The organism is Natronolimnobius sp. AArcel1 (assembly GCF_011043775.1).
Classification (GTDB): domain Archaea; phylum Halobacteriota; class Halobacteria; order Halobacteriales; family Natrialbaceae; genus Natronolimnobius.
The window spans coordinates 1-19,250 of the sequence record NZ_JAAKXY010000004.1; the positions used below are offsets into that span (position 1 = coordinate 1).

Sequence of the window (19,250 nt, forward strand, 5' to 3'; positions counted from 1 at the left end):
CGTCTTTCTCGTCTTTCTTGTCCTTGTCATCTACTTCCTCGTCTTTCTCGTCTTTCTCGTCCTTGTCATCTACTTCCTCGTCTTTCTCATCTTTCTCGTCCTTGTCATCTACTTCCTCGTCTTTCTCATCTTTCTCGTCCTTGTCATCTACTTCCTCGTCTTTCTCATCTTTCTCGTCCTTGTCATCTTCTTCCTCGTCTTTCTCATCTTTCTCGTCCTTGTCATCTACTTCCTCGTCTTTCTCGTCCTTCTCGTCCTCTATGTCATCCGCTTTTGGTGCATCCTGTTTCTCATCTTCGTCGTCTTTCTCCTCGTCCTCAACGGCATCTTTGTCGTCTGCAACCACTTGCTTCGCGTCAGTCTCTGTCAGGTCCGCACTAGCATCAGAAACAACTTCCTCAGCAGCCTTCGGTTCGTCATCGTCCGCTGGCTCTTCGGGTTGCTCATCATCCTTTGGTGCCGTCTCCTCGTCTTCGCACTCGAGGGTGACTTCGGATTCGTTGAGCGGCACGTCGTAGTCGTACTCGTCCGTCGCGTTGAGCTCGTACGTGCCGTCTGCGAGCCCGAGCAGCGAGACGGTGTCAGTTGCCTCGATCGACGTCGAAAGCGTCGTGACAGTTTCGGTTTCGCCATCAGCTGTCGTCTCGACAGCGGTCGATGTCGAGAACTGCGTCTGTTGGGTCTGGGCGTCTCCGTCATCGCCGTGGGCTTCGATTTGGATCGAAGACTGCGCAATGTCATCGGTCCAGTTGAGCCCAAGGAAGACGGTCTCATCGTTTGGGTTCTCGACAGTAAGGACGTTTGTGTCGGCCTCACAGGTCGTCGAGACGAGCAGTTCCTCGTAGTCGTGTTCGTCGTGTGCGTCGTCCGGTCCAGTCACAGCGACTGCGCCCCCCGCGGCCGCAACGGTGAGCCCAATGGTAACCGCAAGCGCTACGAAAAGTATCAATCCCGATTTCGCTGACGGTACAGCGTCGGTACCCCGCATCGACGGTAGTATTCCCTGTTGTCTCATGGATAGTAAACTGCGATCGGTATCAAGCGGAGTCACGCCTTTGTTATGGGTTCCAGACATTCGGCACAGATCGAGCGGTATACTCGCAGAAACCATCGTTATATACGGGATAATCTAATTGTATAAAACAACAGCCAAATCTCGAGTTGTCCTGTCTGAAACAATGGTGACAACGATAGGAAACGACGGCTAATCGTGTCGTTCAACTGGTCAACGCACTGTTTGAACCACGAGAGTAGACCAATACTGGCCCGACCAGTGACGAGCCATGTAACAGACGATATTGATCATTACTCTACCATCATGAGAGTCGAACTGACACGAAACAGTGTGTCATCGCGCGAGTAGTGAACTCGAAGAGGGTTGCGATCGACTGACGGTTCAGTCGTCGTCTTCGTCGCCGAAGCTGAATATGCCCTCAAAGAACGAGCCGACCGGGTCGAAGAGGCCATCGTCATCGTCATCACCGTCCGCGGCCTCCTCATCGTCGGACTCTGGGGGAGCGTCTGTCTCGTCGGGTACCGTGTCGTCTGCGTCGCCGTCAGTATCGGTTGTGTCATCCGTCGCTACGTCGTCACTGTCGTCTGCGTCACCGTCCGTATTGCCGTCGTCATCCGACGTCGTCGCCGCTTCATCGTCGTCAGTTCCAGCGTCATCATCATCTGCCTCAGCATCGTCATCGGACCCCGAATCGTCATCATCCGCCGTGTCGACCTCACTCGCGGTTGTCGTCTCGTTATCCGACTCGAGCGCCTCATCGCTCGAATTGGACTCGTTCGAGATTGTTGTGTTCTCTGCTGTCGTCGCGTTATCTGCCTCGAGGGTTTCGTTCGCTTCGACCGAATCGTTCGCCGCGATATCATCGCTCGTGGTGTTATCCTCGAGCGATTCGTTTGTCGCTGTGCTCTCGTTTGCCGATTCGGAGACAGAGTCGTTCGAAGCGTTCAATTCGCTCGAGGCGTTGGCAGCCGATTCGTTTTCGAACACTGACTCGTTGAGGTCGGCTGATTCGTTCGAAGCGTTTTCTGCGACACGTTCGTTCTCGAGGGTGGTTTCGTTATCCTCGAGGATGTCTTCGGCGCTCTCGTTCACATGGTCGTCACTGCTTTCGTTTGTACTTTCGTTGTCGCTATCCGTCGTCTCATCGGTCGTGTTGCTCTCGTTGTCCGGTCCTGACTCGAGGACGGTATCATTACCGAGTGCGCCAGTGGTGTCGCTTTCGTCGGTTTCAGCCTCATCGTTCGGATCCAGTTCGTCGGTGACGAATTCGGAGCCGACGACGGCGACGGTCGTTCCAAACGCAACGAGGACGATTAGAATCGTCACGAGAAGGATGCCGACCGGGTCGCTGTTGTCGTCGGTTGTACCACTCATACACGGCGGTACCAAGTCTCCACGTTTTGTTAAGCGCAGCAATTGAGGTATTCGGCCCGGTACTGTCCGGGTACACGGGTACCGACAGGAGACGTCGGACTGAGTGAGCAGTCTGTACGGTCGACCTATATTGACAGAAATATATAAGACACTACAGAGATCAAAACTGACGGCACACCCCTGCTGTGTCCCTGTCCAATCCAGCCACAGACTGTCGCGGTGCACTGGAACTGGGTGCTACTGGTCTATCACCACCTCCGTGCTGGCCTCGAGTCCATCCAGTCACAATCACCTGCCTGCGTGCTGTTGGCACCCATTTACGCGTGAAACAATCGAGACATTCATACCGATCCGTTGGTCTCGCCTTGAGTGGCTCTCCGGAACCCAAACGCCTACCGCCTCGAATCGAGACAGGGCTCGTATGAGCTACGACATCGAACGCTATCTCAACATCCGAAGCGCCTACGGCGCGTCGTTCGGCCCCGACGGCGAACAGCTGGCGTTTCTGATGGATACAACCGGCACGGGACAGGTCTGGACGCTCGAAGAGCCCCAATCCTGGCCCGAGCAGCGAACGTTTTACGACGAACGGGTCACGTTCGCCTCGTGGTCGCCCGAACGGCCCGAACTGATCTTCGGGATGGACGAGGGTGGCAACGAACGCGCACAGCTGTTCCGACTCGAGACCGAGACGGGCGAAATCGAGAATCTCACTGCAAAGCCGGATGCCAAACACCGCTGGGGTGGCTGGAGCCACGACGGCGACCGGTTCGCGTTTGCCTCGAACCGTCGCGACGAGTCGGTTTTTGACATTTACGTTCAGGGACGAGAAGAGACGGGAGACGATGCAACCCTGGTCTACGAGGGCGACGGCTGGCTCTCACTGTCTGGCTGGAGTCCCGACGATTCTCGAGTGCTCGTCTCGCAAGCGTACTCCAACTTCGACCAGGACCTCTACGTGCTCGATCTCGAGGCAGAAGAGCCCGAACTCGAGCACCTCACACCCCACGAGGGCGACGTGCGCTACCAGAGCGCGAGTTGGGCACCTGATGGTGAGGGGATCTATCTCGTGACCGACGAGGGAGATGCAGACACGTTGTATCTGGCGTATCTCGATGTAGAGAGCCAGGAATTCGATCCCGTTGTCGACGGAGATGGATGGAACGTCGACGGCATCGCACTGGACGACGAAACGGGGCGGTTCGTCTACTCGCGTAATGTCGAGGGCTACACCGACCTAACGGTCGGCGAGTTCGATGCGGACGATCCGACGGCGTTCGAGACGTTCCCCGAACCCGACTTGCCGGGTGGAATCTCCGGCGGCGTGAGCTTCGACCCCGACGCAGAGCGGTTTGCGCTGTCGACCTCCGGAGACGCGGTCAATACGAACGTTTTCGTCGTCGACGTGAAAACCGGGGAGAGCGAACAGTGGACGAACGCACCCACAGCGGGTATTCCACGGGAGACGTTCGACGAATCTGACCTCGTCCACGTCGAGAGTTTCGACGGGTTGGAAGTCCCCGGTTTCCTCACCCTCCCGAGCGAGGACGAAATGAGCGCATCGGCGAGCAACGGCGGCGCACCCGTCATCGTCGACATCCACGGCGGCCCAGAGAGCCAGCGTCGGCCCTCGTTCTCGAGCGTGAAACAGTACTTCCTCGACCGAGGCTACGCCTACTTCGAGCCGAACGTCCGCGGGTCGGCGGGCTACGGTGCCGACTACGCCGCACTTGACGACGTGGAAAAGCGAATGGACTCCGTCGCCGATATCGAGGCCTGTGTCGAGTGGTTGCAGGACCACCCTGCAATCGATTCTGACCAAATCATCGCCAAGGGAGGCTCCTACGGCGGGTTCATGGTGCTCGCTGCACTGACCGAGTACCCCGACCTCTGGGCGGCCGGCATCGATATCGTCGGCATCGCGAACTTCGTCACCTTCCTCGAGAACACGGGCGACTGGCGTCGAGAGCTGCGAGAGGCCGAATACGGCTCACTCGCTGCGGATCGCGAGTTCTTAGAGGAAATTTCGCCGACGAACAACATCGAGCACATCGAGGCCCCACTGTTCGTCTTGCACGGCGAAAACGATCCTCGAGTGCCAGTCGGCGAAGCCGAACAGATCGCCGAGAAAGCCGAACAGCAGGGCGTTCCCGTCCGCAAACTCATCTTCGAGGACGAGGGGCATGGCTTCTCGAAACTCGAGAACCGCATCGAAGCCTACTCTGCGATTGCGGACTTCCTCGACGAGCACGTCTGAGGAGTCTGCAGACAGTGACGCAAGACGCTGACGCGATCAGGAGATGACGCCAGTCTTTTTCGCCACATCTCGAGCCGCCCGTTCGTTCATTCCGTCGCCGAGAATTGTATACCGGTCGCGGATCTCGTGGCAGGTTGTCAACGCCTCCACCACAGTCTCGTCGTCGATCCCGAGTTCGTCCGCCGTCGTTGGCGCGTCGATGCTCGAGAGCGCATCACGAATATCCGTCCAGAAGCCGCGGTCGCCGCCGTGGAGGTACGCCGTCATGATCGAGCCGACGCCGACCTGATGGCCGTGCAGTGCCGCGTCGGGTGCGAGCCGGTCGAGTTGGTGCGAAAAGAGGTGCTCGGCTCCACTGGCTGGGCGCGAGGAATCAGCGATACTCATCGCGACGCCCGAGGACATGAGCGCCTTGGTGACGACCCAGGCTGACTCCTCCAAGCCAGGGCGGATGAGATCGGCGTTATCGACGAGGATTTCGGCGGTCATCTCCGCGAGCGCGGCCGCGTATTCGGAGTACTCGACGTCTTTGAGTCGCTTTGCGAGTCGCCAATCCATCACCGCGGTGTAGTTCGAAATGATATCGGCACAGCCCGCGGTGGTCAGCTCCCACGGCGCTTCGGCGAGGATACCAGTGTCCGCGACGACTGCAAGCGGCGGTTCCGCGGCGACGCTGTGGCGCGTATCGCCGTCCGGAACCGAGCCACGATTGCTCACGATGCCATCGTGACTGGCCGCCGTCGGAACGGAGAGAAAGCCCATCTCGAGGTGGTCACTGGCCATTTTGGCAATATCGATGGCTTTGCCGCCGCCGATGCCGACGAGATAGGAGGCGTCGGCAGCGTTGGCGGTTTCAATGACCTCCTCAACAGCATCGAAACTCGCGGTATCGACGGAGACGATAGCGGGGTCGATATCGCGGGCTTCGAAATCCGCAGCGATTGGATCAGCAGCGACTTTCCGCGGTGTCGGACTGGTGACGAACAGCGGCCGCCCCTGAAGGTGAAGATCGTCGACGACCTCGACGACCGACGAGCGGACGTCGTGGCCGACGATGACGTTTCGCGGCAGTCGAATCCACGTCGACTTCTCGAACATATCTACCCAGTCACACCCATCGACCATACGTGTTGTTCCTCGAGTACGCACGCTCAATACACCAGCCCAAACAGCGCCAGTTGTAGCGGGAGCAAGAACACGATTGTCGCAAGCGAACACAGAATTAGGGCTTTGATCAACTCGCCGGCGTCGACGACGCCCTGTGCGAGGATCACGACGAGCACCGCCGACTGATACGGGAAGAAGAACGTGGTCAACGCCATCGTTTCGGTCAGCAACACGGGCTCGAGGGGCAGTCCGGCGGCCTCGGTATAGGAGATCAGGATGGGCGTAAAGACACTGGCGATGGCGAGTCCCTCCATCGAAACGGCAAGCAAGAGCGTACAGAGGAACACAAACGCAAGCATGATTGGAAGCGGTGCATCCATCGGGGCGAGTGCCAGCAGCGACTCGGCTGCGGTGTCCGTAAATCCTGTTTCCGCGAGGCCGTCACCAATCGCGAACACGGCTGCGATGAAAAACAGGATCGAGAAGTCCGTCTCGGTGCCGACGGTTTCGAAGTCGACGACGCCAATGCCTGGCAAGAACGCCAGCGCGACGACGGCAACCGCGCCGACGACTGGATGGAATCCGTGGACGAAATCGGTCGCCCAGACGAGTGCGCCAACGAGCAAGAACGCACCCATTCGGCGCTCGGCGCTGCCGGCAGTGTGTTCTCCACCGTCGAAGGCGATGGCAGACGCTGTCTGTCCAGTGGGTGGCCGAAACAGGAGATAGACGATACCAACGACGAGCAGGACCCGCGCCAGTCCCATGATCGGATACAGTTGCACCGCCCACTCGGCCCAGCCGATTCGGTGGCCTGCAATCGATTGGCCGAACTCCACGACGATGATGTTCGCCAGATCGGCCGTCAAAATGCCAGACGAGCCATAGAACGAGGCAAGCAGCGGCCCAAGAAAGAGTCCCGCCTGTGCCTCCCGCGAGTCGAATCGAGAGCCGATTTCGATCAGCACAGGAGCGAGAATCAGCACGCGAACGAGCGACGACGGAATAAACAGTGCGAGCGCGTGCGCACCGAGAGCAAGCGCAAGGAGAAGTCGGCGATACGCCTGCAGCGGCGACGCCTTGGACGCACTCGAGAGCGTCACGGCTGCGAGTCGGTGGCCGGCACAGATCGCCAGCCCGCTTCGTCGCGTAGCCTCACCCATCAACAGGCCAAAGCCGATGAGCCACGTTGCGGGCTGTTGAAAGCCGGTCAGCGCGGCCGCCGGTGAGAACACAACTGCGAGCAGCCCGATGCCGAGGACGCCAGTGTAGGCCGGTGGAATCGGCGTTAGAATCCAGAGCCCGATACAGAAGACCGTTATCGCGACCATCGCCGCCGTCTCGAGCGAGCCAGTTGCCGACTCGAGAGCGAGGCAGGTTGCGAGTGCAGCCACCAGCGAGAGGGGAAACGCGACGACAGGACTCTGTAGCCGCTCGAGGAGTCGTCGGTGGCCCATTGTGTCCCAGTCTCGAGTGTGGTGTTAAATCTGTCTCGGCTCCCGGCTCGAGTATCGCGGGGTGATGCCGGGACTCGACGGAGACGCTGCGCAGCGAGCAGTCAGTCCGACGTGCTCGCGGCGTCGGGGCGGTAGCCCTCGCTGATCTTCTTCCACTTGTTCGTTCGGAACCGCCAGTAGTTGATAGCCGCGGGAACGGACGTCTCGGCGACGAATGCGAGGTACAGTCCCCAGTAGCCAAGACTCGTCGTCGCGCCGAGGAACGCAAGCGGGATCGCGACGAAGAACATCCCGATCACCTGGCTGACGAACGGAATGCGCGTATCACCACTGGCATCTAACGGCCCTGCAGCAGCGCCGGAGACGCCCTGGAACAGCGTCGCGAAACAGGCGGCATAGACGAGGCTCACGGCAATCGGAATCACTGGCCCCGTCGGGTCTTCCGCGAACAGCATGACGATCTGTTCAGCGAAGATGGCGATGAGAACTGCAGAGACGGCGTACGTCGCGACAGCGAAGCGGATAATATCGCGACCATAGGCCTCCGCGACTCCCTCGTTGTTCTGCCCAAGCGACTGGCCGACCAGACTCGAGGATGCGAGTCCGAAGCCCCAGCCAGGCGTGTTCATCAGTCCCCAGATGCGCCGGGCGATGACGAACGCGGCGAGGGTCGTCTCGCCGAAGGAGCCAACGATCCAGAGCATTGGGAACTCGGCAACGGTCCAGACCAGGTTTCGTGCGCCGATTGGGGTGCCGATGCTCACGATGTCGGCGACCATGTTAGAATCGATGTATGTGCCGAACGGGTCGACCTTGACCGGGAACTCGCCGATACCGAAGACGCGGCCACGGGCGATCCCGAGAGCGAACACGGATGCAACGGCGAGGTTCGAAAAGACCGTCCCGAGTGCCGCGCCGGCGACGCCCCAGTCGAGGCCGAAAATGAAGACGGCATTGAGTCCGATGTTCATCACAGCGCCGCCAGCACGGACTTGCATCGCCGTGTAGGCGTCGTCAGCACCGACGAGCACTCGGCTGCCGACGAGATTCAGCGCCGCGAACGGAATGCCGAGTGCTACGACCTGGAGGTACGTCGCGCCGTGGTCGATCACCGGCGCTTCGTTGGTAAGCAACGAGACCAGTTCGACGGAGTACACCCAAAAAATGGCCGTCACCGGGAGCGTCAAGATAATGGCGAGCAGCGTGCTCGAGCGAACAGCTCGGCCGAGTTCCTCGTGGGCGCCAGCACCGAATCGCTGTGAGACGAGCGCAATCGTTCCGCCGGCGACACCGCCGCCGATAGCGAACGCGAGTCCCCAGTAGGGGCCAGCGAGACCGACACCCGCGATTGCCGATGAGCCGACGGCGACGCCAACCATTGCGACGTCGACGGCGTTTTTCGACATTCGGGCGATACCGGTTACGATACGCGGCCAGGCGAGATCCGTCGTCTCGATTGCACGGTCGCGGTCGATGAGACCGACCCGTGCGAGTAGGAGTCCGATCCAGAGTATTGTCAGGCGAAGGGGGTTTGGATACCGAGACACGTCGAAGTACGCGGGCACTTTCGATGCGACAAGTATGGCTGTTCGTTACCCGGCAAGGAATTCCGTTACGTTTCGAAACATTGCTTGCTCGCAGTGGACGAACGTGAACATCTGTCACGGCAGTTGCTCCCGCGGGACGACTCGACTAGATATATTTGTCTGCCCACCATATGCCAGCACAGATGACGGACCCAACACGCTACGAGGGGGCTGTCGACGACGGTACACTCTATCTCGTCGAGGGCGACCACTGGATCAAAATCGGACAGATGGACGCTGTCGTTGACCTCATCGGCGGCGAAACGTACACCCTCGAGTACGACGAGAAACAGAGTTCAGTCGCTTGGCTCTCGACGGACGACGATAACACAATCACGTTCGATGTCCGCGAGGAGTTAGTTGACTGGGTCTACACCGAGGATCTGGTTCGAAACGTCGCTGAGGCCTCTCTCGAGCAAACTGGCGACAGCGGTCACCCAATCCGAACCGAAGTATTTGTCGATATGGTCACCTCAATCTGGGACTCGAAAGGCAATCTCGAGGCGTAACTGGTAGATACCATCCCAACTGGGCCACTGTTGTCCTGATCGTCCAGTTTTCGTGTGAATCGAAATGTGCTGGCGTGTAGTGACAATATTCTGTGAATTCGATCTTGGGTACAGACTCGAGAAACGCCTGCTATCTGCTCACCTATATTTGACTTTTGCATGTTTGAAGGAAAGTCTATCGTCGGTAACCCATAGTACTGACAGCTACTATTGTAAATAGATCCAGTTCCGAAACGGTGTTTTCACCCCCAGTGGCTGCTATTCGCTTCTAATTACACAGTCAATTATAACGCACTCGACCAAGATAGAAAGCGTATATGATTTTCGAGTTATACGCTATTCTGAGAGGTCGACACGCTCGTCGCGGTCTGCGGCTTCGTGAATCGCTTCGATTGTTCGCAGATCTGCGAGTCCGTGGTGGCCATCAGGGAGAATTGCGTTGTCATTGAGGACACGATCTGCGAAGTAATCGAACTCCTCGCGCATCTCTTCGACGGCCGTGTACTCTGCATCCTCGATCGTCGCGCGCGTACTTCCTCGCGCCAGATGCAAAGTCGCCTCGCCGTGGAACGCTGGCTGGAGTTCAATAGTGCCCTCCGTGCCGATGATCTTGAGTTGGGTATCTTGCTGGGCGTGCTGGCTCGTCGTACAGACAAGCGGCAGGTCGCCCTCAAGCGTCAGCGTCACTGTTGCGTACTGGTCTGGCACGTCATCAAAGGCCTCGTCAGGCGAGGACATGCGCGCCTCCGCGGCAATCGGATCACGCTCGAGAAGGAAGCGAGCAGTGTTAATTGGGTAGATTCCCAGATCCATCACAGAGGTCCCGTAACCGGTTACATCGCTGTCAAGACGCCACTGATCAGGATCCGGGATCATCTCGAGAATTGGCTGGGTGTTGTTGCCGTAGACGTGGGTCGGCTCCCCGATGAAGCCGTCCTCGATGAGTTCTTTGGCACGCCGGACGGCTGGTTCGGTGTGCATCCGGTAGGCCGTCATCAGCGGAATGTCGGCCTCGTCGGCCGCTTCGACCAACTGCTCGGCGCGCTCGACGGTCGCCTCGAGTGGCTTCTCACAGAGAACCGCCTTCTCGAGGTCGGCGGCAGTCTCGACGTAATCGAGGTGGTAGGCGTTTGGCGTGCCGATGTAGACGGCATCGTACTTTTCGACCGCCGCACCGTCGTGGAATTCGTCGTAGGTAATGCCAGATTCGACGTTGTTCTCGTCGGCAAGTCGCTCAGCTTTTTCAGTCGAGGAACTGACCAGTACTGTCGTCTCACAGTAATCTGATTGCTCGATTGCGGGAACGACGACATCCATCGTCCACCAGCCAAGCCCAACTAATGCGAATCGAATGGAGCCATCGGTTTCGTCTGTTTCCCAGTCACGCTCTGTAAACCGCGTTATCATCGGGCGAGTGTCCATACGAACGATTACTGAGGGAAGTAAATAAAATCGTTCGGTCACGGGCGGCCACAATCGCCTGTGGACGTATACACTGCGGAGGAAGTTATGCTCGAGGTGAGTAGTGTTAGCCCGCAATTCACTCAGAACCTAGTTCTGAGTAAGAGAATATATCTAGTCCTTCAAAGAATGGAAAATGCCAGCTATCGGCCACGGACAGCGAGGGCGATTACCAACTCAATACAAGAGTACGACTGTAATTCGGTGTTTTGGTATTCGATCGGCAATTGCCGATCACAGCCAATGACCGCCGTAAACCACGGATTTGGGTGTGTTAGAAGGACGATCAGCAATCAGATTGTAGGTTGATGAGATGAGAGCAAATCATAAACCGTTCTCCAAGCGTATTCTGTAGAACTGAAGAGATACAGACCCTATTTCTCTATTATAGAACAAGATTCTGTAGAGTGAAATGGCGTTTTGCACGAGTTTGCAACCATCCTGCTTGGGACACATCCACCCCACTTGCGGAGTCAATCTGCCACCAGAAACACCAGAGCGCAAGGTGTTGGACGAGGATCGTATCGACAGATCGAGGGTGAAGAGAAAGGAAAGAGTCTGTTTGCATCTCGTCGAACAACTTGGAGCAAAGCTCCGTGAGTTCGACGTCGGCTTACGCCTCGTCGAACTTCGTGAATCAAAGATTCACGTGCTCGACGAAGCTTCACTTCGTTACGCTTCGTCGAACAACGCAGCGCAAGCGCTGCGAGTTTGACGTCAGCTTATGCTTCGTCAAACAACGTCTCGCCTTCGACCATGTGCTCTTCGACGGCGTCGAAGTTGAGCGTCAGGCCGAGGCCAGGCTTTTCTGGCACTTCCATGCGGCCGTTCTCGATGAGGTTGTCCTCTTCGACGAGGTCTTCCCACCAGCCCAGCTGGTAGCTGTGGTACTCAACAGCGAGCGAGTTCGGAATCGCAACGGCGGCCTGTGCGGAGGCCATGGTTCCGATTGGCGAGGAAACGTTGTGCATCGCGACTGGCGTGTAGTAGAGATCTGCGAGGTTCGCGATCTTGACGGTCTCGCGAATACCACCGACGCGGGGCAGGTCCGGTGCGATGATGTCGACAGCCTGGTTCTCGAGCAGGCGGCGCTGACCGTGGGTGCGGTAGACGTTCTCCCCGGTGGCGATTGGCGTCGTCGAGCGCTGGGTAACCTGCTGCTGGACATCGTGGTTCTCTGGCGGGACAGGGTCCTCGAGCCACCAGACGTCGTACTCCTCGAGTGCCTCTGCGAGGCGGTGAGCACTGCCGGCGCTGAAGGCCCAGTGGCAGTCGAATGCGACGTCGGCGCGGTCGCCGACGCGTTCGGTGACTTCCTTGACGATCTGGACCTTGTGGTCGATTTCAGGGTCGCGCAGGTGACGGTTTGCGCGGTCCTTTTCGTGACCGGATGGCACGTCGAGGTCGAACTTGATCGCGTCGTAGCCGAGGTCTTCGACGACGCGTTCACCTTCGTCGGCACACGCGGTTGGGTTGGCTTCGTCTTCAGTGTGCAGGTCGCAGTAAATCCGAGCCTCGTCGCGGTACTTGCCACCGACGAGCTGGTAGGCAGGCACGTCGAGGACCTTTCCAGCGATGTCGTGAAGCGCAATCTCGATACCCGAAATTGCGGAGATCGTCTTGCCCGAGATGGAGCCCTCACCGGACATCTTCTGGATCATGTGCTCGTAGAGTCGGTCGATGTCCAGTGGGTTTTCGCCGATGATGAACGGCGCCATCCGCTGCATGATTGCATCGTCACCGCCGCCCCAGTAACACTCACCGTTGCCGACGATGCCGGCGTCGGTGTAGACGCGCACGAGGATCCACGGGTAGTTGCCGTCGACCATCGTCGTCTGAACGTCCGTGATTTTGACGTCACGTGGCCCTCGGTCGGCGTTGAGGTTCATCGTCTCCGCGGAGAGGTCCCGCATCGTATACTCTGCGTTCGGATCGTGGAGTTTCCGATAGTTCGGCATACGATCAATGCAATGTTCGTCAGGGTATATCACGTTTGGCATGTCCGTCGGCCAAGCGGTGTTACCACACAACGAAATTACCATTCAGACACACCAGACTTCTCAATAGACGTGCACAATCGCGACAAACAAAAAAGCGAACAGCGGCCGGCGGCTTAGAAGCCGTCGTAGACGGTCTTCTCGATCGTGTAGAAGTCGATCCCTGCGTCACCCTGCTCTCGCCAGGTCTCGCTCGAGGACTGTTTGAAGCCACCGAACGGAACGTGCAGTTCGAGGCCGGTGGTCTTGTCGTTGACCTTCGCAACGCCGGATTCGACTTCGTCGATGAAGCGCTCTGCTTCCGTGTGGTCGTCCGTGACGATACTGGCCGACAGGCCGTAATCGATGTCGTTTGCGGCCTCGAGGCCTTCCTCGAAGTCCTCGACTTCGATGACAGCGAGGACTGGTCCGAAGACTTCCTCCTGTGCGATGCGGAAGTCGTTTTCAACATCGCTGAAGACGGTTGGCTCGACGTAGTAGCCCTCACCGAAGCGCTCACCCTCTGGCTGGCCGCCGCCAGTCTCGAGCGTTGCGCCCTCGTTCTCTGCGACGTCGATATAATCGAGGGTGCCCTCGAGTTCGCTTTCGGTTACCTGCGGGCCCATGTCGTACTCGTCGCCGGGGCCGATCTCGATAGATTCGGCCTGTGCGACGACGGCGTCGACGAACTCGTCGTAGAGGTCGGTGTGGACGATTGCGCGTGAGCAGGCGGTACAGGCCTGGCCAGTGACGCCGAATGCGCCGTTGGCGACGATTTCGGCGGCTTCTTCGACATCGGCGCTGTCGGAGACAACGGTTGGGTTCTTGCCACCGAGTTCAGTCTGGACGCGCTTGCCGTCGTTCGTGGCCTGATCGTAGACCATGTGGCCGACTTCGCCGGAGCCGGTAAAGGAGACGGCGTCGACGTCCTCGTGGTTGATGATCGCATCACCGACCGTGCTACCGGGACCAGTGACGACGTTTGCGACGCCGTCTGGGAGGCCGGCCTCGTCGAGCGCCTTGAAGATCTCGAGGGCGACGCCGGGAGCGACCGATGCCGGGTTGAGCACGAGCGTGTTGCCCGTCGCGAGCGCGGGCGCAATCTTCCATGCAGGGATCGCGATTGGGTAGTTCCACGGCGTGATCAGTGCGGCGACGCCGACTGGCTCATCTTTGATGTAGAGGTTCGTGCGCGGGCCGCTTGCGCTTTTGACCGAGCCACCGAGGTCACGGGTCTTCTCGGCGTAGTAGTAGAAGATATCGATCGCACGCTGGACCTCACCGCCGGCTTCGGCGTGGGTCTTGCCCTCTTCGCGGGTCAGCAACTCCGTCAGTTCTTCCTTGCGGTCGGCGAGGATGGTTGCCGTCTCGCGCAGGATGGCTCCACGAGCTGGTGCCGGGGTGTCAGCCCACTCGTCCTCGGCAGCCGCCGCAGCCTCAACAGCAGCGTTTGCGTCCTCAACACCCGACTCCTGATACTCCGCGATCGTCTCCGACGGGGCCGCCGGATCGGTCGTCTCGAGCGTGTCGCCTGTTTCCGCGTCCGTCCAGTTTCCGCCAACGTAGTTTTGGTAGCGTTCGGTCACATGCGTATCATCGCCATCCAGATATACGATTCTTATGGTCTTGCCCGCTGGCTCGAGTGCACTAACATCCCGTCGGTCAGGACAGTACTGAGAGCCTGCCGTGCTTGCGGCAATCGGGATGGCAGTCACGCGTTTACGGCCGAATTCCACCACTCTGGTCGTCGCTGTAAGTCAGTACACATCTGCCCGGCAGATTGATCGGTGATCAACGGTGAATCTGTGCAGTTGTTCGATAGTGTAACACCGATGAGCACCAGAGCTAATATGAACGAGCAGAAAAGTAGTAGCGACATGCGTTATTACCAGTTACGCGAGGACGGGACTCCCCGCCTCGCAGTGCAGACAACTGACGGATTGTACGATCTGACAGCCGCAAAAGATCGTCTCCAGACGCTCGAGGATCTCTTCTGTGCAGCCGATATCACTGATCGGTCAATTGATGCTGTCGCCGACGGCCTCCTCGAGGATGCAACACCCCTCGATTCAGACGTTGTTGAGAGCGACGCACTCGCAACACCAGTCTCGAGTGAGATCTGGGCGGCCGGTGTCACCTACCGTATCAGCGAAGAGGCCCGACAGGCTGAGAGCGATACGCCGGATATGTATATTGACGTCTACGAGAGCGACCGGCCGGAGGTCTTCTTTAAGGCTACTCCAGAGCGAACCGTCGATCCCGATGAGGCAGTCGGGATCCGCGCTGACTCAGAATGGGATGTCCCAGAGCCAGAGCTTGGTGTCGTCCTCTCGGACGGCGAAATCGTCGGCTACACCGTCGGAAACGACATGAGCAGTCGCTCGATTGAAGGTCGCAATCCGCTCTATCTCCCGCAGGCAAAAGTCTACGACAAGTGTTGTTCGATCGGCCCATGTGTCACGTCGGCGGACTCGATCGACGATCCACACGACCTCGAGATGTGGATGACGATCAGTCGCGACGGCGAGGTCCTGTATGACGACTCGACAAACACGGGCAAGATGGTCCGGTCGGTCGAGGAACTCGTTGAGTGCTATACAGCACACAATGCGATTCCCGACGTCGCAGTCTTGCTGACTGGGACCTCGCTTGTCCCCGACGAGGAGTTCACGCTCGAGGAAGGCGACGTCATTGAAATCGGACTCGAGGATATCGGGACGCTCACGAACACCGTCGTCGAAGTCTAGGCTCGAGACGTGGGGGATTGGGATCTGCGGACGTGCGTGTGCGACTATTATATAAAAGCGTGCGAGTCGCTCGCCAGTATTTACGTTTCTGAACAGATAGGCGGAGAGCTGTGAGCTTACGATCGAGGTACAGTCGTAACAACTGACGCGGTTGGTCAGTGCCTGTCAGTGTTATCACTGTTGCGTCGGGTTTCGACGCGACGATTGCCCTCCGCTACGGGGCCGTCGGCTGCTCCCCCAGCAAACGACGCCATCGACGCAGTCTGACTCGGGAAAGACTCTCTATGGTTGACGACTGAGACGACCCATCCTATGGGTGCGCCTCGGCCATTATCAATCAGATCGTTCCGGTATTATTTGCCAGTGGTAGTGGTCGATGGTAGACTCAGGCTTCAGCGATGGCCTCGGCAGCCAGAAATCGATACTGATGGTTTCAGACTCGAGACACAGTATCCAGTGTCGTCACTGGCGGAGTGTGAAAACAGGGCGACGCGAAAAGATGGTTCGAATCCGGCCGCCACTGAGATACCTATGATCGATCGGGTGGTGGGCCGCTTATTCTGGCTGCAGTCCGTTCTCGACCAGGTAGTGAGCGATACGGTTCGAGGTCAGCCAGTCGTCAGTCTCGAGGTCGAAGTCCCAGTCCTCAGCGTTGACGAAGTAGTGCTCACTCCATGGGAAGACGGTCACACCGGGAAGGAGCTGGTTGTGGACCCATGCGAGGTTCGACGAGTGCTCCATGAGTTCGTCTTCGTCGGCTGCAGTTGCGATGGCCTCGAGTTCCTCTTCGATGTTGAACGTGACCATGTCACCGTCTGGGTTGCCAACTTCAGGCACTTCGACTTCTTCGTCGACGATGCCGGTTCGCTCGGTGAACAGTCCACGGTCTGGGTTGTTGAACTCTTCATCGAGGTCAGCGTATGGGTGGTAGTCACGCGCCATCCCGTAGTTTAGGTGGACGGTCAGGTCGTAGTCGAGGTTGGCGTCGGTCTCGGATTCCCAGGTTGGGAATTCCTCGACGTAGTAGTCCATGTCGATACCGAACTCGGCGAGGTTGTTGGACATGACCTCTGAGTGGGTTTCGAACCAGTCACCGACTGGGAAGTTAAGCGTCCAGGTGTCGCCGTCAGGGGTGAGCCACTCGTCACCATCGTTCTCGAACCCGACATCCTCAAGCAGTTCAGCTGCCATGTCGGTGTCTTGTGGCGCGTAGTTTGGCATCGCATCGAGAACGTCCTCGTGGACGAAGTTCTCGACGTAGCCGTAGTCGATACCGGTCGAGTACTCGTCAACCGGGGTACCGGGTGCGGCGACCTCAACGAGGTTCTCCATGTCGATGGCGTAGGCGATTGCCTGACGCACTTCTGGGTACTCGCGGATGTACTCGTCTTCGATTCCGAAGATAATCGCGAACGACTGACCAGAGAACGACACCGGCGGTTCGTCGTAAATGTCTGGCAGGTCTTCGATGGTTGGGTCGTTGTGGACCCAGTCGACTTCGCCGGCCTGGGCACCTTCTTCGTCCGTGTAGACACCGTAGCGGAGGTAGAACTCCCAGTCCTGTGCGATTGGGTGCTCTGGGTTTGGAACCTGGTCGGCGTACTGTTCGTTGGCTTCGACGAACACGAACGGGCCGGAGAACAGTGCCTCGTCCCAGCTTGGTTCGAAGTTGAGCACGTCCTCACGAATGCTCTGCATTTCGTCTTCGTCTTCTGCCTCTTCGAACTGTTCGATGTAGGTGCCGTACTGTTCGTCGTTGACCTGCAGGATCGTCTCTGCCCAGTTGTTCATCCAGAGCTCTTCTTCGAGGTCAGTGTACTCGTCGCGAGGCTCGATAACGAGCGTGTAGTCGTCCTCGGCATAGATGCCTTCGTCAGGGTCGACGAAGTCCTGCATGCCCATCTCCATGTAGGCAGCAAGGCGCATCTCGGTCTCGAAGTCGTGAGCCGTAATGTCGTCGCCGTTGGACCAGCCGTACTCGTCGCTGATATCAATCGTGGTGGTCAGATCGTCGTCGATATCCCAGCCGTCGGCAATACGTTCAACGAACTCACCAGTTTCGGTGTTGTAGACGGAGAGATACTCGTTGGTGAACTCCTGGCCACCGTCGCCCGAGTCCCAGGCGGGAGTGTACGGGTTAAAGAGGTACTGGTCGTTGTACGGGTTGACGTCACCCGCGGGAACAGCTTCGTCCCACTCGTCTTCGTAGTTTTCGTTGTAGTCAACCTCAACAGTGTCGAGTTCCTGACCGGGAATAATGTCGCTAGCGTCGTCGTCGTCGCCACCGAAACAGCCTGCGAGTGCTGCTGCACCGGTTGCCCCCGAAAGGGCCAATAGCTTTCTGCGTGACAGATATTCCTTGCGGTGATTGTTTGCTGGCATCGGACTAATATGTAGTATTATGCATTATAAATGTTCCGGGAAGTGATTCGACCGATAGCTGAGCCCACGCTCGAGCGACAGGACGGACTATACTGCAGATCATGTGTCACGACAACATGGTACTGACCTGAGAGGTATAGCTGTTACGATTCACAGGGTAATGGTCTCCTCACGCTCCGCCGCGTCGTACACTGCCTCGATTGCTTGCATGTCTACGTAGCCGTGTTCTGGCGTGGCTTCCGGCTCGCGTCCATCGAGGACGCAATCGGCGAAATAGTCGAACTCTTCTTCCATCTGATCGACCTGTGGCGTGTCAATGCGGACGGTGGTATTCGCGCGCGTCAGTTCCAACTCGCTTTCGGAGTGGAATGCTGGATCAATGGAAATTGTCCCATCCGTTCCAACGATCCGCAAGAAACTATCGAGTTGGGAGTGTTGGCTTGCCGTACAACTGATACAGACGCCCCCCTCGAGCATGACAGTGAACGCGGCGACCTCATCGGGAACGTCTCCGAAGTACTCGTGACTCGAGTCCATCATCGCCTGAACGGCAACCGGATCGCGCTCGAGGATAAAGCGGGTTGTGTTGAGCGGGTAGATACCGAGGTCAGTCACACTGGCACCGCGACCGGCCATCTCGGGGTCCAGTCGCCACTGGTTTTCACCCCAGCCGACGATTGACTGGGACATGTTGCCGTGAACGTGGACCGGCTCACCGATTGCGCCCTCTCGAACGAGTTCTCGAGCGCGACGGACAGCAGGCTCGGTGTGCATCCGGTAGGCGATCATCGACGGGGCCTCGAGGTCGGCACAGTCATCGACGATTGCGTTGGCATCCTCGAGGGTCGCTTCCATCGGTTTCTCACAGAGGATGGCTTTCTCGTGGGCAACAGCACTTTCGACGAAGGTCTGGTGGCGTGCGTTTGGTGTACAGATGTAGACGGCATCGTAGGCATCGGTAGCGGCGCCATCCTGGAGTTCGTCGTACGTCAGTCCGTGTTCGATAGTTTCGTGATCGTCGACGAACCGTTCGGCCTTTTCTTTAGAGCTGCTCGCGGCGACGGTGGCTTCACAGAACGTTGAGTTGTTGATGGCTGGAATCGCCTTATCGGCCGTCCACCAGCCGAGACCGATCAGTGCAAATCGGACGGGACCGTCCCCGTCATCTGCTACCTGCCAGTCTCGATGTGTGAACGAATCTAGATACGTCTGGAACGCATTCGGATCCATGCGTGGGTGTTTACAATATGGAATAATAAATCGGTGCGGTTATGTGCGCCCCGGCCCCTCACCAGATACTGTGTGCCGGAGACGAATTATGATGATCGTTTCGCTCGCACGCGCGGGCGACAACAATCAATGCCCCGGTATGCAGCACC

At 58.2% G+C, this 19,250-nt stretch carries 12 protein-coding genes and 1 pseudogene; 3 read left to right on the forward strand and 10 right to left on the reverse strand.

Features of this window, described 5'->3' with window-relative positions; genetic code table 11:
- A pseudogene (locus tag G6M89_RS12355) lies at positions 1-880 on the reverse strand (hypothetical protein); the annotation flags it as partial.
- A gap of 516 nt (positions 881-1,396) precedes the next feature.
- Entirely contained in the window at positions 1,397-2,389 is a 993-nt protein-coding gene (locus G6M89_RS12360; RefSeq protein ID WP_165162155.1) for a hypothetical protein, read from the reverse strand.
- 421 nt (positions 2,390-2,810) lie between these two features.
- Between G6M89_RS12360 and G6M89_RS12365 the strand changes: the two genes are divergently transcribed.
- Positions 2,811-4,646, forward strand: coding sequence for a S9 family peptidase (locus G6M89_RS12365; RefSeq protein ID WP_165162157.1), 1,836 nt, complete (start codon positions 2,811-2,813; stop codon positions 4,644-4,646).
- Positions 4,647-4,682: 36 nt separating this feature from the next.
- Here G6M89_RS12365 and G6M89_RS12370 read toward each other — a convergent pair whose 3' ends face one another.
- The 3 genes from G6M89_RS12370 to G6M89_RS12380 form a co-directional block, all read right to left on the reverse strand.
- On the reverse strand, positions 4,683-5,744 hold the full coding sequence (locus tag G6M89_RS12370) for an NAD(P)-dependent glycerol-1-phosphate dehydrogenase (RefSeq protein WP_165162158.1): 1,062 nt from the start codon (positions 5,742-5,744) through the stop codon (positions 4,683-4,685).
- Between the two features lie 53 nt (positions 5,745-5,797).
- Complete coding sequence (locus tag G6M89_RS12375; protein WP_165162159.1) at positions 5,798-7,210, reverse strand: SLC13 family permease; 1,413 nt, start codon at positions 7,208-7,210, stop codon at positions 5,798-5,800.
- A gap of 101 nt (positions 7,211-7,311) precedes the next feature.
- Entirely contained in the window at positions 7,312-8,757 is a 1,446-nt protein-coding gene (locus G6M89_RS12380) for an MATE family efflux transporter (RefSeq protein WP_165162160.1), read from the reverse strand.
- 182 nt (positions 8,758-8,939) lie between these two features.
- Between G6M89_RS12380 and G6M89_RS12385 the strand changes: the two genes are divergently transcribed.
- Positions 8,940-9,305, forward strand: a complete 366-nt coding sequence (locus tag G6M89_RS12385; RefSeq protein WP_165162161.1) for a hypothetical protein — start codon at positions 8,940-8,942, stop codon at positions 9,303-9,305.
- 336 nt (positions 9,306-9,641) lie between these two features.
- On the opposite strand, the gene gfo6 (G6M89_RS12390) is transcribed toward G6M89_RS12385, so the two are convergent.
- The 3 genes from gfo6 (G6M89_RS12390) to G6M89_RS12400 all read right to left on the reverse strand — a co-directional run bounded on the left by gfo6 (G6M89_RS12390) (position 9,642) and on the right by G6M89_RS12400 (position 14,328).
- The gene (gfo6, locus tag G6M89_RS12390) at positions 9,642-10,727 is read right to left on the reverse strand and encodes a D-xylose 1-dehydrogenase Gfo6 (protein ID WP_241175336.1); all 1,086 of its coding nucleotides are present in this window, start codon (positions 10,725-10,727) and stop codon (positions 9,642-9,644) included.
- Between the two features lie 761 nt (positions 10,728-11,488).
- Positions 11,489-12,724: a mandelate racemase/muconate lactonizing enzyme family protein gene (locus G6M89_RS12395; RefSeq protein WP_165162162.1), complete on the reverse strand. Its 1,236-nt coding sequence runs from the start codon at positions 12,722-12,724 to the stop codon at positions 11,489-11,491.
- A gap of 155 nt (positions 12,725-12,879) precedes the next feature.
- Positions 12,880-14,328: an aldehyde dehydrogenase family protein gene (locus G6M89_RS12400; RefSeq protein WP_165162694.1), complete on the reverse strand. Its 1,449-nt coding sequence runs from the start codon at positions 14,326-14,328 to the stop codon at positions 12,880-12,882.
- 291 nt (positions 14,329-14,619) lie between these two features.
- Here G6M89_RS12400 and G6M89_RS12405 point away from each other — a divergent pair, with 291 nt between their 5' ends.
- Positions 14,620-15,489, forward strand: a complete 870-nt coding sequence (locus tag G6M89_RS12405) for a fumarylacetoacetate hydrolase family protein (protein ID WP_165162163.1) — start codon at positions 14,620-14,622, stop codon at positions 15,487-15,489.
- A gap of 555 nt (positions 15,490-16,044) precedes the next feature.
- Here G6M89_RS12405 and G6M89_RS12410 read toward each other — a convergent pair.
- On the reverse strand, positions 16,045-17,871 hold the full coding sequence (locus G6M89_RS12410; RefSeq protein ID WP_165162164.1) for an ABC transporter substrate-binding protein: 1,827 nt from the start codon (positions 17,869-17,871) through the stop codon (positions 16,045-16,047).
- Positions 17,872-18,021: 150 nt separating this feature from the next.
- The gene (gfo6, locus tag G6M89_RS12415; protein WP_206335554.1) at positions 18,022-19,101 is read right to left on the reverse strand and encodes a D-xylose 1-dehydrogenase Gfo6; all 1,080 of its coding nucleotides are present in this window, start codon (positions 19,099-19,101) and stop codon (positions 18,022-18,024) included.
- Positions 19,102-19,250: the final 149 nt, after the last annotated feature.